14 protein-coding genes and 1 tRNA gene are annotated in these 16,214 nt (G+C 66.1%); 9 read left to right on the forward strand and 6 right to left on the reverse strand.

The annotated features are described in order from the left end of the window. The first annotated feature begins 93 nt into the window (after positions 1-93). Positions 94-915, forward strand: a complete 822-nt coding sequence (locus ACSLGO_RS17995) for a transporter substrate-binding domain-containing protein (RefSeq protein WP_263128266.1) — start codon at positions 94-96, stop codon at positions 913-915. Here ACSLGO_RS17995 and ACSLGO_RS18000 read toward each other — a convergent pair. The 3 genes from ACSLGO_RS18000 to ACSLGO_RS18010 are packed head-to-tail and all read right to left on the reverse strand — an operon-like array spanning position 912 to position 5,472. Continuing rightward, a complete protein-coding gene (locus ACSLGO_RS18000; RefSeq protein ID WP_436401627.1) occupies positions 912-1,523 on the reverse strand; it encodes an isochorismatase family protein in 612 nt (203 codons plus the stop codon). The genes ACSLGO_RS17995 and ACSLGO_RS18000 overlap by 4 nt on opposite strands. After that, a complete protein-coding gene (locus tag ACSLGO_RS18005; RefSeq protein WP_152275336.1) occupies positions 1,520-3,394 on the reverse strand; it encodes a hydantoinase B/oxoprolinase family protein in 1,875 nt (624 codons plus the stop codon). The genes ACSLGO_RS18000 and ACSLGO_RS18005 overlap by 4 nt, the downstream gene beginning before the upstream one ends. A 5-nt stretch (positions 3,395-3,399) precedes the next feature. Then, the gene (locus ACSLGO_RS18010) at positions 3,400-5,472 is read right to left on the reverse strand and encodes a hydantoinase/oxoprolinase family protein (RefSeq protein WP_263128262.1); all 2,073 of its coding nucleotides are present in this window, start codon (positions 5,470-5,472) and stop codon (positions 3,400-3,402) included. A 245-nt stretch (positions 5,473-5,717) separates the two neighbouring features. On the opposite strand from ACSLGO_RS18010, the gene ACSLGO_RS18015 reads away from it, so the two are divergent. The 3 genes from ACSLGO_RS18015 to ACSLGO_RS18025 are packed head-to-tail and all read left to right on the forward strand — an operon-like array spanning position 5,718 to position 8,552. Continuing rightward, on the forward strand, positions 5,718-6,926 hold the full coding sequence (locus ACSLGO_RS18015) for a CaiB/BaiF CoA transferase family protein (RefSeq protein ID WP_436401628.1): 1,209 nt from the start codon (positions 5,718-5,720) through the stop codon (positions 6,924-6,926). Then, the gene (locus ACSLGO_RS18020) at positions 6,923-7,885 is read left to right on the forward strand and encodes a hydroxymethylglutaryl-CoA lyase (protein WP_436401630.1); all 963 of its coding nucleotides are present in this window, start codon (positions 6,923-6,925) and stop codon (positions 7,883-7,885) included. Before ACSLGO_RS18015 ends, ACSLGO_RS18020 begins: the two co-directional genes overlap by 4 nt. 10 nt (positions 7,886-7,895) lie before the next feature. Continuing rightward, entirely contained in the window at positions 7,896-8,552 is a 657-nt protein-coding gene (locus tag ACSLGO_RS18025; protein ID WP_377956300.1) for a GntR family transcriptional regulator, read from the forward strand. 254 nt (positions 8,553-8,806) lie between these two features. On the opposite strand, the gene ACSLGO_RS18030 is transcribed toward ACSLGO_RS18025, so the two are convergent. Next, a tRNA-Thr gene (locus ACSLGO_RS18030) sits at positions 8,807-8,883 on the reverse strand. Positions 8,884-9,011: 128 nt separating this feature from the next. Beyond that, complete coding sequence (locus ACSLGO_RS18035) at positions 9,012-9,890, reverse strand: DsbA family protein (protein WP_436401631.1); 879 nt, start codon at positions 9,888-9,890, stop codon at positions 9,012-9,014. 164 nt (positions 9,891-10,054) lie between these two features. Between ACSLGO_RS18035 and ACSLGO_RS18040 the strand changes: the two genes are divergently transcribed. The 4 genes from ACSLGO_RS18040 (at position 10,055) to ACSLGO_RS18055 (ending at position 15,019) form a co-directional block, all read left to right on the forward strand. Beyond that, positions 10,055-11,521 carry an alpha,alpha-trehalose-phosphate synthase (UDP-forming) gene (locus ACSLGO_RS18040; protein ID WP_176697651.1) on the forward strand — a complete coding sequence of 489 codons (1,467 nt, stop codon included), beginning with the start codon at positions 10,055-10,057 and terminating at the stop codon, positions 11,519-11,521. Between the two features lie 5 nt (positions 11,522-11,526). Next, positions 11,527-12,294, forward strand: coding sequence for a trehalose-phosphatase (gene otsB / locus ACSLGO_RS18045; protein ID WP_436401632.1), 768 nt, complete (start codon positions 11,527-11,529; stop codon positions 12,292-12,294). A gap of 167 nt (positions 12,295-12,461) precedes the next feature. Next, a complete protein-coding gene (locus ACSLGO_RS18050; protein WP_091607932.1) occupies positions 12,462-13,550 on the forward strand; it encodes an ABC transporter ATP-binding protein in 1,089 nt (362 codons plus the stop codon). 113 nt (positions 13,551-13,663) lie between these two features. Continuing rightward, positions 13,664-15,019, forward strand: coding sequence for a DUF4032 domain-containing protein (locus ACSLGO_RS18055; RefSeq protein ID WP_325787856.1), 1,356 nt, complete (start codon positions 13,664-13,666; stop codon positions 15,017-15,019). Positions 15,020-15,085: 66 nt separating this feature from the next. Here ACSLGO_RS18055 and ACSLGO_RS18060 read toward each other — a convergent pair whose 3' ends face one another. After that, complete coding sequence (locus ACSLGO_RS18060; RefSeq protein ID WP_436401633.1) at positions 15,086-15,823, reverse strand: hypothetical protein; 738 nt, start codon at positions 15,821-15,823, stop codon at positions 15,086-15,088. Positions 15,824-16,021: 198 nt separating this feature from the next. Here ACSLGO_RS18060 and ACSLGO_RS18065 point away from each other — a divergent pair. Then, positions 16,022-16,214, forward strand: a 193-nt coding sequence (locus ACSLGO_RS18065; protein WP_436401634.1) for a hypothetical protein, incomplete at its 3' end; no start/stop codon positions are given.

A 16,214-nucleotide genomic window follows, 5' to 3' on the forward strand; every position in this document is an offset into this window, starting at 1 on the left:
CTCCTGACTAGGGCAGACGCATCCATGGCGCTCCTGTTAGGTCTGTAGGGACGGAGCGAAGACGCTCCGCCCCCACACGATAAGGAGCACTGCATGAAGTACCGCCTGCTGTCCGTTTTCGCTGCCGCCGCACTCCTGGCCACCGGATGCTCTGCCCCTGCGGACGAGCCGACGCCTGCCGCGGAAGAGCCCGGTACGGAGTCCCGGCTCGCGGCGATCACCGAGCGCGGTTCGCTGAAGGTCTGCACCACCGGCGACTACCGGCCCTTCACGTACAAGGATCCGGACAGCGGGGAGTGGAGCGGGATCGACATTGCGATGGCCCGTGACCTCGCTGCCAGGCTGGAGGTGGACGTTGAGTTCGTGCAGACCACGTGGAAAGACCTGATGCCCGATTTCCTGTCCGGCTGCGACATCGGTGTGGGCGGTGTTTCAATTTCGCTGGCCCGTGCCGAGCAGGCGTTCTACACCGCTCCCGTCCTGGACGACGGCAAGACACCGATCACGCTCTGCGGCAAGGAGGAGCTTTATGACACCGTGGAGGAGATCAACAGTCCCGGTGTCCGGTCCATCACCCCGATCGGCGGAACGAACGAAATCTTCGCGGACACGAACTACCCTGACGGCGAGATCATCCGCTTCGAGGACAACAACACCATCTTCGATGAGATCGTCGCCGGCAGGGCGGACGTGATGACCACCGACGCCGCGGAGGTGAAGTGGGTGGCCAACGAATACCCCGAACTTTGCGCGGTGGACCCGGACAACCCGTTCAACTTCTCGCAAAAGGCCTACCTGCTGCCGCTCGGGGACACGGTCTTCCAGGAGTACGTCAACCAGTGGCTGAACCTTGCCGAAAATGACGGCACGTACGACGCCGCCAAGGAACCCTGGTGGGGCGAGGCCGAGGGTTAAGTCCCTGACGCACTGAAGTACTCCAGCACCGCGGGGCTCTGCCAGATCTCCGCGTACTTTGCCTGCAGGTCATAGAGCGAACCGCCATGCACGGTTTCATCCCGGTCCCCGACGGCGTCGGCCACCACGATCGGGATGAAACCGTGCTGCACCGCATCCACGGCGCTGGCACGGATGCAGCCGCTGGTGCTGGTCCCCACGATCACCACGGTGTCCACGCCCCAGGTGTGCAGCAGCGAGGCGAGGTCCGTGCCGAAGAACGCGCTGGCGTACTGCTTCACCAGCACGGTTTCCCCGTCCTGCGGCGCAACTTCCGGCATGATCCGGCCCAGCTCGCTGTCCCCGATCAGCAGCCGCAGCGCCGGGATCTTGTGGATAAAGACCCCGCCGTCCGCGCCGTCGGGCCCGTAGCTGACCCGGGTGTGCAGCACCGGGACACCGTTGGCGCGGGCCGATTCAAGGACCTGCGCGGCGGTGTCCAGGAACTGTTTCTCCGGCAGGCACAGGGGACTCTGCGGATCGAAATAGGCGCGCATCAGGTCCACGGACACCACGGCCGGGGTGTTCCCCGGCGCCAGGGTGCCGTCGAAACCGTCCGCAAACGTCATGGCATCACCACCGGGGCGGACGGAGCTTTCAGACCGGTTTCCGCTTCGGCGTTGGCCAGCAGGTCCGCCAGTTCGCCGCCGCGGTTGAACAGCGGCAGTTCTTCCGGGCGGCCCTCGCCCAGCTGCCCGCGCAGCGCAGCGGTTGCACCGGCGTCGAGCTCTCCGTCTCCGGAGCAGACCACGCCGTAGGCCCGGGCGCCCTCAGGAGTCACCAGCCCCCGTCGAACTTCCTTGCACACCAGCTCCGGGTCCCGCTGCAGTGGGTCCCCCCAACCGCCGCCGCCCCAGGTGACGAAGTGCAGGACGTCGCCCGGCGCCACGGACACATCGTGGACTTTGGAGGGCAGGACAACGGTGGAGCCGTCCGCCTTGTCGATCCATTTCCGGCCGCGGGCGCCGGGTTCCCCGCCGCGCACGCCCCAGGGGTAGGTGAGCCAGCGGTCGTCGTGGATGGCGATGGTTCCCGGTTCCAGGAAGCGGTAGGCGACGTCGACGCCGTTGCCTCCGCGGTGCAGCCCTGCGCCTCCGGTGTCCGGAATGGTTTCCCAGCGGTCGATCACCAGCGGATAGTAGGACTCCAGGTACTCGCACGGGATGTTGGTGAAGGAGGGCCAGAGCGAGTGCCCGTCCGGTCCGTCGCCGACGGGGCGTCCCGGGATTCCGCCGAAACCGATCGAGTAGAGCTGGAACCATTCCCCGCTGCGGTCCCCGGAGCTGTAGTTCCCGGAGTACATGAAGTGCGGCGAGGAGGAGAACCCGGCTCCGTTGAGCAGGTCCGGGTTGGCCTGCCCCAGCAGCCCGCCGAAGAGGTCGAAGAGCCGGCCGATGCCGTGATTGCGGCCGTTCAGGGCCGCCGGGTAGCGCGGTTTCCAGAAGGTATCCTCGGGGATTTCGACGTCCACCAGCGGATAGAAGCCGTCGTTCCAGAGGATCTGCGGGTCCGCGACGGTGATCATGTAAATGCCGAAGAACATCCGGATCAGGTTTTCGTTGATGTAGTAGTTGATCGGGCCCTGGGCCTGCGGGCTGCTGCCGGTCAGGTCGATCAGCACCTTGTCCCCGGTGCGGGTGATGGTCATCTTCAGTTCGTACGGGCCGAAGCCGCGCCCGTCGTCGTCGATGTAGTCGGTGAAGGAGAGCGGTTTGCCTTCCTCGAAGACCATTGAAAGCAGGGTCTTCATGGCGCGGTAGTTACGGTCCAGCAGGGCGTTGAGCGCGGAGGTGTAGGTATCCACTCCAAAGCGGGCGCACATTTCCTGCACCCGCCGGGAGGCGGTGCTGCAGGCTGCAACCAGCCCGTTCAGGTCTGCCCGGTTCCAGTCCGGCTTGCGGACCTGGTTCAGGATGATGCCCAGCGCCGTGTCATCCCGTTCTCCGCGCCGGTAGAGCTTGAACGGCGGGATCACCACGCCTTCCTCGAAGATGGTGCGCGCGTCGGTGGGCATGGACGCCGGTGTCTTGCCGCCGACGTCGGTCATGTGGCCGAACTGCGAGGCCCAGCCAACAATCCGGCCCTCGTAGAAGATGGGCATGACCACCAGCCAGTCATTGGCGTGGCTGATCGCCGCACCGCAGGAGTACGGGTCCGAGGTCATCAGGACGTCGCCCTCCTCGATCGTCCCGTGGAAGTTCTCCAGGAAGTCCGGAATGGAGAGGCCGAACTGGCCCACGATCATTTTGCCGCCGGGGTCCGCGATCAGCGGGAACTCGTCATGCTGCTCCCGGATCCCGGGGCTCAGGGCAGTCCGGAAGAGTGTCTCGTCCATCTCGTACCGGGCGCTGCGCAGCGCGTTTTCGATCAGGTCAAGGGTGACTACGTCCACGTCCACCGCGCGCAGCGGCTCGGTGGCGGTTTCCACTAGCTGGGCCATGGGGGCTACTCCTTCGAATCTGCGGGGCGGATGAGCAGGCTGCCGTGCGGGTGCACCGTGGCGGCGTGACCGGGCAGGACCAGCGTGGTGGAGTCCATTTCGGCAATGATGGCCGGTCCGGGCACAATGTTCCCGGCCAGCAGGCGGTTCCGGTCGTAGACCACGGCCTCAACCGTTTCTCCGTCCACGAAGAGGCTGGTCCGGGTACGTTCCGCAGCGGACGGGTCTTCTCCGCCGGATTCCAGGGTGATCGAGGCGACCTCAGGATGTGGTCCGTTGACCGTGGCCCGGACCGTGACGAGTTCGTGCTCGTTGTCCAGCAGGAAGGAGAAGAGCCGTGAGTGCTCGGCGTCGAACGCTGTCCGCAGGCCGGCGAACCCGGCACCTGCCCCTGCGGCGAAAGCCGCGTAATCCAGCGGCACCGGGATCTCGAAGCCCTGGCCGTGGTAGCGGACGTCCGCCGAGTAGCCGACGGTGAGGTCCTCTTCCCCCAGTCCCGCGGCGAGCAGTGATTCGCGGGCGGTGGCGGCGAGCTCATCGAGCAGGCCGGCCAGCTCGGAGTCGGTGAAATCGCTGAACGGGCGCACCAGGGTGCGGGCCGCTTCATCCCGCAGGCTGGTGGTCGCGTCCCCGTAAGCGGAGAGCACTCCCGGGGACGGCGGAATGATCACCGGCCAGGCACCGGTGAGCTTGCCGAGCGCGTTGGCGTGCAGCGGACCGGCGCCGCCGAAGGCAACCAGTGCAAAGTCCCTGGGATCAAACCCCTGCTGGGTGGACACCAGTTTCAACGCACCGAACATGTTCTCGTTGACGATGTGGACGATTCCTTCGGCGGCCCGCTGGACATCGTTCAGCCCAGTGGCATCGGCGATGGTTTTCACTGCTGCGGCCGCGGCCTCGGTGTCCAGGCCGATCTCGCCGCCGGCCAGCTCGGCGGGCAGGTAGCCCAGCACCACATTCGCGTCCGTCACCGTGGGTTCAGTGCCACCGCGCCCGTACGACGCCGGCCCGGGGGCGGCTCCGGCGGACTGCGGACCGACGCGCAGGGCCTGGGTCAGCGGCGGGACGTGGGCGATCGATCCGCCGCCTGCGCCCACGGTGCGCACGTCGACGGAGGTGGCACGGACGGTGAGGTCACCCACCGTGGTTTCGCGGCCGATCCGCGGCTGCAGGTTCTGCACCAGCGCTACGTCCGTGGAGGTCCCTCCCATGTCGAAGGTCAGGAAGTCGGTGTAGCCGGCCTGTTCGGCGGCCCAGGCGGCGCCGGTGACGCCGCCGGCCGGTCCGGAAAGCAGCAGGGAGACCGGGTTGTCGGCGGCAACTGCGCCGGAGACGAGTCCGCCGTCGCTGCGCAGGATGGAGAGCTGGGCGTCCATGCCGGCGCCGGTGAGCTGCTCATCCAGGCTGCGGACGTACCCGGAGACCTGGCCCTGCACGTAGGCGTTGGCAACGGTGGTGATGGCGCGTTCGTATTCGCGCAGCTCCGGCAGCACCACGGAGGACCTGGAGACCGGAATGCCGGGCAGTTCCTCTGCTGCTATCCCGGCAATGCGTGCTTCGTGCTCGCCGTTGGCGTAGGCATTGATCAGGCAGATGCTCAGGGCTTCAACGCCATTGTTCCGCAGTTTGGCGAGCTGGCGGCGCACGTCGTCTTCATCCAGTTCCGTCAGCACCTCCCCCGTAGTTGAGACGCGTTCGGTTACCTCGACGGTGTCCTCGAGGTCTGCCAGCGGCTCCGGCTTGGGCCAGATAATCCAGCCGGCCAGACCGCCGGGAACGAAGGACCGGGCAATCTGCAGCACCTGCCGGAAACCCCGGGTGGTTACCAGGCCAACCCGGGCGCCCTTCTGCTCCAGGATCGCGTTGGTGGCAACTGTGGTTCCGTGCAGTACGTCCTTGACCTCGGAGGGATCAACACCGGCTGCCGCGCAGACCTGCTGGATCCCGTAGAGGACCCCCACGGACTGGTCCTGTGGGGTGGAGGACGTCTTGTAACGGTGGGTCTGGCCGGTGTCTTCATTCACCAGCAGTATGTCCGTGAATGTGCCGCCCACATCCACGCCTAGCCGAAACGCCATCAGTTCTCCTTGGGGATGGTGCCGCGTCTCTCCGAGGGGAGATACGGCGGAGGGAATCCGAGCCGGGCAGTGCCCGAGTGTTAGGTGGGTCACATTCGTGGGATCAGGCTAGGTGCGCACACGGGTGCTGTCAAGGGATTGCATACAACTGCTCTCATCGCTTTGAGCACGTCCTTGACATGCCCGGATGAGACTGCCAAGTTGTATGCAGATTGCCCATTTGCTCAGCGACGAAGGAGTACTCCATGGCAACAGAGACGCAGCCCGGGGGTCCGCTGGCGGGCCTTCGCGTCGTCGAAATGGGACAGCTGCTGGCGGGCCCTTTCTGCGGCCAGCTGCTCGGCGACCTGGGCGCGGACGTAGTGAAAATCGAAGATCCGGAACGCGGGGATCCGATGCGGCAATGGGGCCGCCAGCTGCCGCAGGGCGTTTCGCTGTGGTTTTCCGTGGTGGGCCGCAACAAACGTTCGGTGACGCTGAACCTTCGGGAAAAGGAAGGCCAGGACCTCGCGCGGAAGCTGATTTCAGAAGCCGACGTGGTCATCGAGAACTTCCGGCCCGGCACCATGGAACGCTGGGGAATGGGGTTCGAGGACCTGCGGCGGGAGAACCCAGGCCTGATTATGGTCCGGGTGTCCGGCTTCGGGCAGGACGGGCCCTACTCCCAGCGTGCCGGCTACGGCGCGATTGGCGAGGCCATGGGCGGGCTGCGGTACGTGGTGGGCGACCCCTCAACGCCCCCGTCCCGGGTAGGCATCTCCATCGGCGACACGCTCGCTGCCATGTTTGCCACCATCGGTGCGCTGGCTGCCCTGCAGGAGCGGAACTCCTCCGGCCAGGGGCAGATCGTGGATTCGGCCATTTACGAGGCAGTCCTGGGAGTGATGGAATCCCTGGTTCCCGAGTGGCAGGTCACCGGCTACCAGCGCGAACGCACCGGTGCGGTCTTGCCCAACGTGGCCCCGAGCAATGTCTACCCCACCCGGGACGGACAGTGGCTGCTGATCGCCGCCAACCAGGACACCGTGTTTTCCCGCCTCGCCAAGGCCATGGGCGTTCCCGACCTGGCCGATGACCCCAGGTATGCAACGCACGGCGCCCGTGGTGAACGGCAGAGCGAACTCGATGACCTCATCGCCGGATTCACCTCGGGCCTCGATGCAGCGGACCTGGAGCCGCTGCTCGAAGAACACGGAGTGCCGTCCGGACGGATCTTCCGGCCCGTGGACATGTTTTCCGATCCGCAGTTCTCCGCCCGTGGCTCCATCACCAACGTGGAGCACCCGTCGCTTGGCCCCGTGTCCATGCAGAACGTGTTTCCGCGGCTGAGCCGCACCCGCGGCACCGTCCGCTGGCCCGGCCCGGAGCTGGGAGCCCACACGGAAGAAGTGCTTGCCGGCATCGGCGTCAGCGGGGACCGGCTGCAGGACCTCCGTGCCAGGGGTGTGGCGTGAGCCTGCCGGGACTCCCTGAAGCTGTCAGGCTGGTGGAGGTTGGGCTCCGGGACGGGCTGCAGTCGGTCCCGGAGGCTCTGCCTACCGCAGCAAAGGTTGAGCTGGTGCAGCTGCTCATCGACGCCGGGGTCCGGGAGATCGAGGCGGTCTCCTTCGCCCATCCGAAGGTGCTGCCGCAGCTCGCCGATGCCGCTGAGGTCATGGCGGCGGTTCCCCGGGTTCCTGGCATCCGCTACCGTGGTCTGGCCCCGAATTACCGGGGCGCCGAGCGCGCAGTGGACTGCGGACTGGATGAACTGGTGGTGGTTGTTTCGGCTGACGAGGAGGTCAGCCTGCGCAACCAGCGCCTTTCGGTGGACGAGGCGTTGGAAGGATTGAGGCGCATCGGGGAACTGACCCGGGCCTCAGGCCTGCGCCTGGTCACTGCCGTCGCCTGCTCCTTTTTCGCACCGGCACGCGGGCCGGTGCCCCGTGAGGAACGCCTGCGGGTAGTGGACGCCGCGGCGTCCGCCGGATCTGCCGGGATCTATTTGGCCGGCACCTCCGGCCAGGAGGGCCCGGGCGAGTTCTATGACGGAATCCGGGAAGTCCGGGAGCTGTATCCGGGTTTGGAAGTGGGCGTCCACCTGCATAACCGCAATGGCTTTGCCCCGGCGAACGCGCTGGCGGCGCTGCAGGCCGGAATTGACTGGATTGAAGGTTCCTTTGCGGGGCTGGGCGGGGACCTGTGGTTCCCGGGTGACCCGTCGGTACTGGGCAACGCACCTTTCGAGGACCTGGTCCACCTCTGCGACAGCCTGGGCATCCACACCGGGGTGGACCTTGAACGCTACCTGCTGGCAGCCAACCGCATCGTGGAGCTCACCGGCCGCGCATCGGCGTCGTTCGTTTCCCGCGGCGGCACGCGTACCCAGCTGGCCGGGGCCCGCTGGCCGGAACCCGCCTCCGGCAAGGGATAACGTAGACCGCATGGACCACTCCCCCGCCGCTGAGCCAGCCGATGACAGCCCTTACGCCAGGCTGCGCGCCCTCATTGCCTCCGGAGACGTGGCGCCGGGCTCGTGGCTCCGCGAAGCTGCACTGGCCGAGCGGCTCGGGGTGTCCCGGACCCCGGTCCGCGAGGCACTGAACCGGCTCGCAGCCGAGGGCATCGTGGAGATCAGCAAGAACAAGGGTGCCCAGGTGGTGTCCTTCACCCCTGAGGATGTTGCGGGCCTGTATGACGTGCGGGCCGGCTTTGAACCGCACGCCGCCCTGCTCGCCGTCCCCCGGCTCTCGGATGACGACGTCGACCGACTGGAAGAACTGAACGCGGCGATGGAGGCTGCCGCTGCGGAGGGCGACCTGCGGACCCTGGGCACACTGAACAGTGAATTCCACGGCCTGTTCGTGGAACGCTGCGGCAACCGGCACTTCGAGGTGGCACTGCAGACGCTGATGCGTCCGGCGGTGGTGGCACATACCTTCGGAAAATACAGTCCCGAAGCGCTGCGCCGCAGCATGCTCCACCACGCGGAGCTCGTGGCTGCTGCCCGGGCGCGCGACGGCGAGTGGGCAGAGGCCGTGATGCGGACCCATATCCTGGCGGCCCGCAACGCCGCGGGGGCCCGCCCGGCGGCCGGGTAGCGTCCGGAACGAGCGCGGAAACGACGGTTAAAGACAGGTGCCGGCCCGGAGCCGGTGATTCCACCCCCATGGAAATCACCGGCTTCGGCCCGGCGCTTGAGTCTGTGCGTTGTTCCTTCATGAGAATAGCGAACATTGCTCTTGGCCTACGCCGCTTTAGGACACAAATAGATATCAAACAGGTCAGCTGGCCGGTTTTGTTGGGCTGACACAGGAAAACCCCTCCTGATCGGAAATGACCAGGAGGGGTTTCGTGGAGCCCCCTGCCGGATTCGAACCGGCGACCCCCTGTTTACAAGACAGGTGCTCTGGCCAACTGAGCTAAGGAGGCGCGGGCCGTTGCCGGCCCCGCGGCGTCGTACGTGCAGTACAACAGCGCTAGACAAGGTTAGCCCAGCATGCCCGCCGGAACGAAACCAGCAGCGGTTCCGCTCCGGCGGGCAGCCGGACCCAGCGGAACTAGGAGGAAGCCTCGGCCTTGTTGGCATCGATGGCGCTCTGGACCGTATCCACGAAGGAGTTCAGGTCCGCCTCGGCACCGTTGACGTAAACGGTCGGGGTTCCGGCAACGCCGGCTTCGCGTGCGAGGGCGTCGGAGTACTTCACGTACGTGCGGAAACCGTCATTCTGGATGCAGTCCGCGGCGTCGGAGGCACCAACGGACTCGGCCATGTCTGCGAGCGCGGCGTTGTTGATTTCACCGGAGGCGTGCTGGGCGAAGATCGCCTTCATGAAGTCCCAGTAGGACTCGGGGTTGGTGTCAGCGACGCAGGCGGCAGCGTTCGCGCCGCGGGAGGAGTAGTTGGTCGGAGAGCCACTGTCCAGGAATGCCACCGTGCGGTATTCGAGGGTGACATCACCGGCGTCGAGCCAGGTCTTGACCTGGTCCGAGTAGGTTGAGGAGAAATCAGCGCAGTGGACACAGTTGATGTCCACGTATTCAACGATCTGAACCGGTTCTCCGGGTACCGCGGCTTCCACTCCTGCCGGAACGGTATCGCCGGCCTCATTCGTGGTGGTCGCCTCCGGGAGGTTGTTCACGTCAACCTCACCGGTGTCCGCCGGTTCCAGTGATGTGGTGGAGGTCAGCGTGAACCCGCCGTTGACGTTGCCGGTGGCAGGAGCCGGTCCGGCGTCGGGGATCCCGCCGCGGACACTGTTGACGACAATCACAGCGACGATCACGATCACGGCGACGATTCCAGCGACGATGCCCCAGCGGGTCAACAGCTTGTTGCGGCGCTCTTTCTTCAGCTGTGCCTCACGCAGGGCCCGTGCCTTTTCGCGGGCCGCGGCCTGGCGCTCAGCCTTGGTGACCTTGGGATTCCGGTCGGTCATAGTTCCTTCTGTCTCTCAAACGGCCACCATTGGGCGGCATCAGGTACACGGTCTTCAGGGACAACGATAATCCCTGCACCTCACCGTCAACGCCCGGGGTGGGTACAAAGGTTCCCCTGTTGGATAGAGTGGCGAACAAAGAAGTCAACTGAGGAGTGCAAAAAGTGAACGCTGTTGCCGCTGAATCGAAAACTGAGATTTCAACGGACGGGTACGGCGATTACGACTTCATAGTGGTCTCCAACCGCCTGCCCGTGGACCGGGTGGCGGACAACGGATCAGAGGGCGGAGACAAGTGGCGCCGCTCCCCCGGCGGCCTGGTGACGGCGCTTGCGCCGGTCATGGCAAAGGCCGACGGCGCGTGGGTGGGCTGGCACGGCGCCCCGGACGAAACACTTGAACCGTTTGACCATGACAACATGCACCTGCGGCCCGTGCCGCTGAGCGCCTCCGAGGTAGAGCTTTATTACGAGGGTTTCTCCAACGCCACGCTCTGGCCGCTCTACCACGACGTCATTGCGCCGCCGGAGTTCCACCGAACCTGGTGGGATTCCTACCGCACCGTCAACCGCCGCTTCGCTGAAGCCGCTGCCGAAGTCGCCGCCGAGGGCGCTACGGTCTGGGTGCAGGACTACCAGCTGCAGCTGGTGCCGCAGATGCTCCGCAAGGCACGCCCGGACCTGAAGATCGGCTTCTTCAACCACATCCCCTTCCCGCCGCTGGAGATTTTCGCCCAGCTGCCGTGGCGCCGGGACATCATCGCCGGCCTGCTGGGCGCAGACCTGATCGGGTTCCAGCGCCCCAGCGACACCGCGAACTTCCTGCGCTGCGTCCGCCGCTTCGCCGGCCATTCGGTTCGCCAGCAGCAGGTCCACATCACCGATGAGGAAGGCAACACCTATGTCTCCCGGGCCGAGGCCTTCCCGATCTCCATCGATGTGGACCAGATCACCGAACTGGCCCACCGCGAGGACATCATCGAGCGGTCCAAGCAGATCCGGCGTGAACTCGGGAACCCGAAGGTCATTCTGCTCGGCGTCGACCGCCTCGACTACACCAAGGGCATCAGCCACCGGCTGAAGGCCTACGGCGAACTCCTGGAGGACGGCCGAATTAGCGTCGAGGACGCCGCCCTGATCCAGGTGGCCAGCCCCAGCCGCGAACGCGTGGAGCAGTACCGGCTGCTGCGCGAAGAGGTCGAGGGCACGGTCGGCCGCATCAACGGCACTTACGACACCATGTCCAACACCGCCATCCGCTACCTGCACCACTCTTATCCGGTGGAGGAAATGGTGGCCCTCTACCTGGCCTCGGACGTCATGCTGGTCACGGCCCTGCGGGACGGCATGAACCTCGTGGCCAAGGAGTATGTCGCCGCGCGGACGGAGAACACCGGAGCCCTGGTGCTCAGCGAGTTCGCCGGGGCCGCGGACCAGCTCCGCCAGGCAGTGCTGGTGAACCCCCATGACATCGACCGGCTGAAGGATGCGATCGTTTCCGCGATCCAGATGCAGCCGCGTGAAGCCCAGCGCCGCATGCGCCTGATGCGCCGGCAGGTCCTGCAGAACGACGTCGAGCGCTGGTCGCAGAACTTCCTCAACGCCCTGCGCCTGGAAGGTGAAGCCCAGTGATACCCATGGAATTGCGTTCTGCCCTGGCCACCCTCGCCGCCACCGACTGCCTGCTGGTCGCCGTCGACTTCGACGGCACCCTGGCCCCGCTGGTGGAACGGGCCGAGGACGCTCGCCCGCTCCCTGCCGCGGCTGCGGCACTGCGGTCCCTGGCCGGCGTGCCCCACACCGCGACGGCGCTGATTTCCGGGCGCGCCCTGGACAGCCTGCGGGCAGTGGCCGGCCCCGAGCCGGAAACCCTGCTGGTCGGCAGCCACGGCGCCGAGACCTGGACCGGCCCCAACGCCGCGCCGCTGCAGCTCACCCCGGAGCAGGCTGACCTGCTGGCCCGGGCCCGCGCCGCCGTCGCTGAGGTGGCCCGGTCATGGGACGGCTGCAGGCTCGAAGACAAGCCGGCGGGCGTGGTCCTGCATACACGCAGCGCCTCCGACGACGACGCCGCTGCCGCGGTGGACGCAGCCCGCGCCCGGCTCCAGGAGCTGGACGGCGTGCAGGTCACGGATGGCAAGCGTGTCCTGGAAGCTTCCGTGGTCCACGCGAACAAGGGAGAGGGCATCGAGGCGCTGCGCGAGCTGACCGGCGCTACCGGAGTGCTGTTTGCCGGCGACGACGTCACCGACGAGCGGGGGTTCGCCGTGCTCAAGGACGGGGACGTCGGAATCAAGGTAGGCCCGGGGGAAACCACGGCGCAGTTCCGGGTTGGGTCACCGGAGGGGTTTGCCGCCGTCCTGGAGCATTTGCACGGGCTGCGCCTCGCCGCCGTCGGGAATTAACCTCCCGGCTACCCGTTTTGCTTCTGTCCGCTTGACGGACATGGCATACTTGCCACCAGTGAACGCTTCCGTGGCGTCCGTCACTGTTTCACTGCTGTTTCACAACTGAACATCCACCCATTCACAACGGATCGTCGGGCACGTACCTGCCCGTGAAGGGAAAAATCATGGCAACGGTAACGTTTGACCAAGCTACGCGGCTGTACCCGGGCACCGAGCGCCCCGCAGTCGATAACCTCAGCCTCGAAATCGCCGACGGCGAGTTCCTGGTGCTCGTTGGCCCCTCGGGCTGCGGCAAGTCCACCTCGCTGCGAATGCTCGCCGGGCTGGAAGACGTGAACTCCGGGCGCATCCTCATTGGTGACCGTGACGTCACCGATGTTCCGCCCAAGGACCGCGACATTGCCATGGTGTTCCAGAACTACGCCCTGTACCCGCACATGTCCGTGGCGGACAACATGGGCTTTGCCCTGAAGATCGCCGGCGTTCCGAAGGAGGAGCGCCTGGAGCGCGTCCGCGAGGCAGCCAAGCTCCTCGACCTCGAGGACTACCTGGACCGCAAGCCCAAGGCCCTCTCCGGCGGCCAGCGCCAGCGCGTGGCCATGGGCCGCGCAATCGTGCGGAACCCGCAGGTCTTCCTGATGGACGAGCCGCTCTCCAACCTCGATGCCAAGCTGCGTGTGCAGACCCGCACCCAGATTGCTTCGCTGACCCGCCGCCTGGGCGTCACCACCGTCTACGTCACGCACGACCAGGTTGAGGCCATGACCATGGGCGACCGCGTCGCCGTACTGAAGGATGGCGTGCTCCAGCAGGTGGACACCCCCCGGAACCTCTATGACAAGCCGATGAACGTCTTCGTCGCCGGCTTCATGGGCTCCCCGGCAATGAACCTGCTGGAACTGCCGGTCACAGAAGGTGGCGTGACGTTTGGCGGCACGGTGTACCCCGTCCCCCGCAGCATCCTCGACGCCGCGGCCGGCAACACCGTCACCTTCGGTGTCCGCCCGGAAGACATGGACGTGGCGCCGGACGGCGAAGGCCTGAAGGTTGAAGTGGACGTAGTCGAGGAACTCGGCGCAGATGCGTTCGTCTACGGGCACACGTTCCTTGACGGCCAGGAGCACGAGATCACGGCCCGCGTGGACGCCCGCAGGCCTCCGGCCAAGGGTGACACGCTGTACGTAACGCCGAAGGCCGGCCATGTTCACCTCTTTGACACCAGCACCGGCAAGCGACTTGCTGACGAAGCGTAGCCTTTAGCAACACTGTGCGCGTGCGGTGGCCTATCCCCTGATCTAGACTTCAGGAGAAGGCCACCGCACTGGTTTAACCCCCATCCCAGCGCCGATAGAAGGCATCAACGCCCATGACAGAAGCACCACGCGCCAACTGGCGTGATGAACCAACCAATTGGGAGCAGCCCGGCAAGCTCCCCCGCAGCCACGCCGAGGCGACGCAGGAACCGCTCGGTTCGCTGAACATCACCGCCGCTTCCATGGATCCGGCACTCCTGGACCTGCCCTGGTCCATCCCGCTGGAGGACTGGCCCAAAGAGAACCTCGCCGCCCTGCCGCGCGGTATCTCCCGGCACGTTGTCCGTTTTGCCCGCATGGGCGACTCACTCATTGCCATCAAGGAAACCAGCGAGCACGTGGCCCGGCAGGAATACCACATGCTGCGCAAACTGCGGAGGCTGAACGTCCCCAGCGTGGCTCCGGTGGCGGTCATTACCGGCCGCCAGGACCCGGAGGGCAATGAGCTGGCACCGGTGCTGGTGACGCGCCACCTGCGCTTCTCCCTGCCCTACCGAGCCGTGTTTTCCCAGACCCTGCGCGAAGTCACGCTGACCCGTCTGATCGACGCGCAGGCCCTGCTGCTGGTGCGGCTGCACCTGGCGGGCTTCTACTGGGGCGATGTCTCGCTCTCGAACACCTTGTTCCGCCGTGACGCCGGCGCCTTCGCCGCATACCTGGTGGACGCCGAAACGGGTGAGCTGTACCCCGAGCTCTCCCGCGGCCAGCGCGAATATGACCTGGAGATTGCCCGCGTGAACATTGCCGGGGAATTGATGGACCTCGCCGAGGGCGGCCTGGTGGAGGAGAGCATCGATCCCCTGGCGACCAGCGAACGCATCATGGACAGCTACCGGAACCTCTGGGCGGAACTCACCGAGCAGGAATCCTTCGAACTCGGTGAACGCTGGCGCGTCAACGCCCGGATCCGCCGCCTCAACGAGCTGGGGTTCGACGTCGACGAACTCACCATCCGCACCACGCCGGACGGCTCGCAGGTGCAGCTCCAGCCCAAGGTGGTGGACGCCGGGCACCACCAGCGGCGGCTGCTGCGGCTCACCGGACTGGATGCGCAGGAGAACCAGGCCCGGCGGCTGCTGAATGACCTTGACTCTTACCGAGCGGACAACAACCCCGAGCTGGACGAGGAACTGAGCGCCCACCTGTGGGTTACCCATGTCTTCGAGCCGATCGTCAAGGCCGTGCCGCGGGAGCTTGGCAGCAAGCTGGAGCAGGCAGAACTGGTGCATGAGGTTCTGGAGCACCGGTGGTACATGTCCGAGCAGGAGAACCGCAACGTACCCATGGCAGAAGCCGTACAGTCCTACCTGGACAACGAGCTGCGCCACCGCCGGGATGAGGCCGCCATCCTGCTCAACCCGGACACCACCACCATGCGCATCCTCGAGAGCGGAGCGTCACCGGGCTAGCTGCGCAGCCAGGACAGACGGAAAGGCCGGGACCCTGGGGTCCCGGCCTTTCCGTTTATGGTTCGGCTAGAGCGACTGCTGGAGGCTGTCGACGCCGCACTCGTAGATTTCGCCGTCCACGAAGTGGGTGCCCGGTCCGAGGTCTTCACAGACCTCGAAGAGCGTACCTACCTGGTCCACTGCGAAGACGAAGATCGCAATGGTGGCGATGAGTGTCAGGATAAAGACGACGCCGCCGATGATAATGCCGGCAAGCGCCGGCCCATTGCTCATCTTGGCCTTGCGCGACTGCACGAGTCCCACAATGCTGAGGATCACGCCCACCAGGGACGCGAACGGGATGAAGAACAGGCAGGACAGGATCAGGCCTACGATGCCCATGGTCTTGCCCGGCTGCTGCGCGGGCGCCTGGTAGTTCCCGGGGTACCCGTAGGGTGCCGGCGGAACACCGTAGCCCGTGCCGTAGGTCGGCTGCTGACCGGGCGCCTGCTGGCCGTACGGCGGCTGAGGCTGGCCGTGCGGCGGCTGCTGAGGCTGGCTGTGCTGGTTCGGCTGGGCCCACGCCCCCGGAGCGGTCTCCGGAGCAGACGGGCGGTTTTCCGTGGCGGAGGCCGCCGGGGCATCCGGGGAGGACGCGCCACCACCGGCGGACTCGTAGCTGCCGTAAAGCGGCTGCGTCGGAGCCCCGTCCCCGGGGGTGTTCTCCGGAGCATCCGGGGCGGCGTCCCCGGATGGCTTGGCCCAGGGCTGTTCCTGCGGTTCCCCGGCAGGACCGCCCGGGACGTCGTTGCGGTTCTCTGACATGCTTCTCCCGAAAAAGTGACTGATGGTGTTTTGGGGTTCGAATGCCAGCCTATCGTGTTGCGCCGCCTGAACCATCGGCAAGTTTTTGGGTCTGACCTGCAGCGATGGGCTGTGCGACTTCTCACGTGCGCAGCTCGGCACAATCGGGCACGCAGCCGCGTTTAAGTAGGCGTATTCAGACCATACGAGATTAGAGGGATGATTCTTTTCATGGACAACGCTCCCGGCGTACCTGTCACGCGAAACGGAGAACTCCGCCTGGTCCCGGTCCATGAAGCCAACAGTGACCGGGAACGGCAATGGTGGCGGTCCTCAGTGATCTACCAGATCTACCCCCGCTCCTTCCGCGACCTCCGCGGCGACGGCATCGGCGACCTGCCCGGCATCACCG

It is taken from the genome of Arthrobacter sp. IK3 (genome assembly GCF_051337705.1).
Lineage (GTDB): Bacteria > Actinomycetota > Actinomycetes > Actinomycetales > Micrococcaceae > Arthrobacter_B > Arthrobacter_B koreensis.